The sequence below is a fragment of the Bacillus sp. AP50 genome (assembly GCF_040492675.1).
GTDB classification, from domain to species: Bacteria; Bacillota; Bacilli; order Bacillales; family Bacillaceae_G; genus Bacillus_A; species Bacillus_A cereus.
This window is the reverse complement of sequence record NZ_JBEUTW010000358.1, coordinates 1-3,793: the sequence shown is the minus strand read 5'-3', so window position 1 is coordinate 3,793 and position 3,793 is coordinate 1. Positions and strand designations below refer to the sequence as shown.

Sequence of the window (3,793 nt, the reverse complement as noted above, 5' to 3'; positions counted from 1 at the left end):
TAAATCAATCATTTAAGACCATTATAAGAAAAAGCCCACTAAAAAAGTGGGGGAATAAATAACCGGTTTCTTAACGTATAAGGAATCGGTTATTTTGTATTTAAAATGCGTCTAGACATACAATTTTCTTTTTTGATATAGTGACCTCCAATACATCATTGTCCTTCTCTAATCTCATATCTATTTTAAGAAGAGTCATTTACAAATTCAAAAAACCCTCAAAGCAGCTACTTTAAGGGGATTTCTCCTATCATCTTCTCTCTTCATACAATCGATTTGCTTTATACGAGCAAACGAAAAACATACATGTCGCAACGGGGATAAATATCAAAAAAAGTCCTCTCATTAATGCAAATGGCGTTTCAAATAAGAATGACCATAGAAATGATGCACCTTGCTTATCCCATAATCCTGGCGTCAAGTATAGTTCTTTCGGATTTACAAAGGCTCCTAAATTCATTGTATTACTATACATAAATAAAAATAATATCGGCAAATAACAGATCGCTAATTCTAAAAATGTTTTAGATAGACGCTTATACTTCCCTGCTCGTGACATTGGATCTGAAAAAATGTCATCTTCACTTTCTTCATCTACCTTTTTAAAATATTGCGTACCTGACCACCGATTACCAGCTATATGCTCCCAACCACTATCTTCAAATAATGTGCAGTAATTAATAAAATCACTTTTTCTACTAAATACTCTATGGTCTATTTTAATCGTCGCATCTTCCGGTTCTGTATATCTAAATGTATAACCAAATGTATTGCTTTCTAGTTGATAGCCTTTCCAAGCCATCTCTTCTAACCATTTTTCCTCTTTCTCAAAGTCTAAAAAGAATTTTAATCTCCACATCATCGTTTCCTCCTAACTATACGTGTAATAAACTTTTTGTAACCGCAATAATGTGCTGCATTCTCATAAAATCTAAATGCAATACTTCTTTCCCGCGTTCCGTAATGACATACACTTTTCTTCTTTTATCTTCACTTTTTACCGATTCTATTAACCCTTGTTTTAATAAATTTTCCACCGCACCATACAATGTACCCGCTGCGATTTTCACTTGATGATTACTCAGTTCCTCCACCTTTTGCATAATTAAATATCCATGAGCTGGCTCTAATAAAGCTAAAAGAACGTAATACGTTGTTTCCGTTAATGGTAAATTTTTATCTCTATTCATAAAGACCTCCAATGTAACGATAACTATATAGCTAAACTATATAGTTAAACTGTATAGTTTAATTTTATACAGTCAGACTGTATATGTCAAATGTAGGAATAACTTTATAACCCAAAACAAAAACGCTACCTTTTTAAAAGATAGCGTTTTTGTTTTATCCTTGCTTATTCTTCGCCTTCATTTGCTCTTCAAGAGATTTTTTTTCAGTTTCTAACACACTCATATCACTTTTCAACTTTTGCGTTTCTTCAAAATGTTCATCTACTAATTTATTATATTCTTTCTCAGAGTACATTTTTTCACTGGTTGATGTCGTTTTCTCTTTCGTAACAACTACATTAATAATTACAAATAAGGCTACAATTCCTATTAACACAGCGAAAATCTTCTTTTTATTCATGATTAATCCTCTAAAATGTAAAATTCCAAAAATTATCATAACAGACCAATTCGCTTTCACCTGTCATATTTTGTCGAATCAATATAATAAAAAAAGCATCTGAAACAGATGCTTTTTCTCATTCTTAATACGTAAACGTAATCGTCACTAAAGAATACCCTTCTTTCGCATTGTACGGCTCCGCTTTATAAGAAACTCGGTTTGCCCCTTGCGGATAATCGATTTCGCCAATTACCTTTTTCACATCTTGTAGTGCACCATTCATTGATTGCTTGTATAACACTTCAATTTTCTCTGGCTTTGCACTATAACGCTGCTGCATTTTATTTTTTAATTCGGTATAGTTATTTGCGATATATTCATTTCCTAAATAGTTTAACTTTGTATCTTTTAATATTTGCTGATATGCAGGCGTTTTCGTACTACCTGCCGCAATTTTATTTGTCAGTGTACTATAATAATTTGTTGTAGCTTGCGGATAGTCTCCACGGTTCCACTCATGATTTCTTGCGATTTGTTCATCTGATAAATTGAAATACGAATACGTTACGCGGCCCTGCTCATCTGGAACCGGATCATCGAATGTTGTATCAAGGTGATACCATTTGTTTTCGATTTTCACTAAATTCCAAGCATGAGGTTGTCCGTCCCCAGTTCCTGTCACGAAATGATTTTCAATTCCTGCTTCTTTTAATAATTGATAAGTTAATAGTGCGTAACCTTGGCAAACCGCAGAACGATTTACAAGTGCTTCATATGCTGTATAAGCTTTATAAGACGTATCATAAGAAACATGCTTTACTATGTAATCATGAATCGCCTTCACTTTTTCGTGATCATCCATTCCAACTTGAGTGATAGAAGAAACGATTGCTTTCGCTTGTTTCATGACATATTCCGTCTGTTCTTTCGTTTCACGATATGTAATCTTAAGCGTAAACGTATAATTTCCAGGTGATCCAGAAAGCCCATATGAAACATTCGATCTATTATTATTTGTATACTCATTTTTACTTGCCACTTCTTTATATGCGTTAAAAAGTGTATTCATCACTTCGTCTGTATTATTATTTTTCGTTTTATATGGCAGTGTAATATTTGTCTCGTATGTATTAATACGCTTTTGTACTTCCTCTTTAAACGCTTTTAATAATGCCGCATCCCCTGTATCTTTCACATCAGCATTTTTATACTTCAAAGTTTTATATAAAAACTGCGCATACTGTTCACGTGTTACTGTGCCATACGGTTCAAAATTCCCGTTCCCTGTGCCATCTGCGATTCCATTTGACTGCACCGCACTAATTGCATTTTCTGCCCAAAATGGATTTGGAACATCCTTAAAGGTATGTTTTTGTTTTGCCGCAAGATGGAAAGCATTCGTAAGAATTTGTGCCATTTCCGCACGATTCACAGAAGCTTTCGGTCTAAATTGGCCATTTTCATCACCTTTAAAAACTCCTAAATTCGTTAAAGTTAATACCTCTTCTGGGAACATTGTAGAACTTTGATTAATATCACCGTAAGGATTTTTAAACGTAGATCCATCCTTTAATACGTAACGAGTTCCATCATTACTAAACGAACCGCCTTGTTTATTCGGTACTAACACTCGATAAATTAAAGCTGCAACTTGCTCCCTTGTCGCAACATCTCCAAAACCAAATATCCCATTTCCATAACCGGAAATAATATTTTTACTCGCTAAATCTTTAATCGCAGGATATGACCAATGTGATGTCGGCACATCAGAAAAAACACCCACTTCAGCAGCTTTTACATCGCTGCCATTTGTATATAACAACGCACCACCAATAAGTGATAATGATGTAATTGATTTTAATAGTTTTGTATACATAATGTCTTCTCCCAATACGCTCTCTATTTTTGTTGGTTTATGTCGAAAAATCTAAAAATATGACAAAATATATTATACAATTAAAAGTTTTTAAGGGATATATTAAATTTTAAAATATGCAAAAATTCATATTGTTATAAGGATTCATAGTGATATTATGTTGTTTTACTTGCGAATATATAAATAAAAAAACGCTCATCTGAGCGTTTCATCTATATACCTAATAATTACTTTTTTCTACACTTCGAACTCTTCTTCGGTAATAATCCTTTGATCTAACAACTCTTTATACTCCAATATTTCTTTAGCCCCACGGCCCTCCATGCGTATATTGTATAACACTTT

At 33.4% G+C, this 3,793-nt stretch carries 3 protein-coding genes and 1 pseudogene; all 4 read right to left on the bottom strand.

Annotated features, from left to right (window positions below; translation table 11 throughout):
• Window positions 1-250: 250 nt before the first annotated feature.
• The 4 genes and pseudogenes from ABWK52_RS22265 to ABWK52_RS22250 all read right to left on the bottom strand — a co-directional run bounded on the left by ABWK52_RS22265 (window position 251) and on the right by ABWK52_RS22250 (window position 3,448).
• The gene (locus tag ABWK52_RS22265; protein ID WP_002060866.1) at window positions 251-862 is read right to left on the bottom strand and encodes a DUF2812 domain-containing protein; all 612 of its coding nucleotides are present in this window, start codon (window positions 860-862) and stop codon (window positions 251-253) included.
• Between the two features lie 13 nt (window positions 863-875).
• Complete coding sequence (locus ABWK52_RS22260; RefSeq protein ID WP_001078063.1) at window positions 876-1,190, bottom strand: PadR family transcriptional regulator; 315 nt, start codon at window positions 1,188-1,190, stop codon at window positions 876-878.
• 175 nt (window positions 1,191-1,365) lie between these two features.
• A pseudogene (locus tag ABWK52_RS22255) lies at window positions 1,366-1,590 on the bottom strand (hypothetical protein); the annotation flags it as partial.
• Window positions 1,591-1,714: 124 nt separating this feature from the next.
• Window positions 1,715-3,448, bottom strand: a complete 1,734-nt coding sequence (locus ABWK52_RS22250; RefSeq protein ID WP_098542369.1) for an S-layer homology domain-containing protein — start codon at window positions 3,446-3,448, stop codon at window positions 1,715-1,717.
• Window positions 3,449-3,793: the final 345 nt, after the last annotated feature.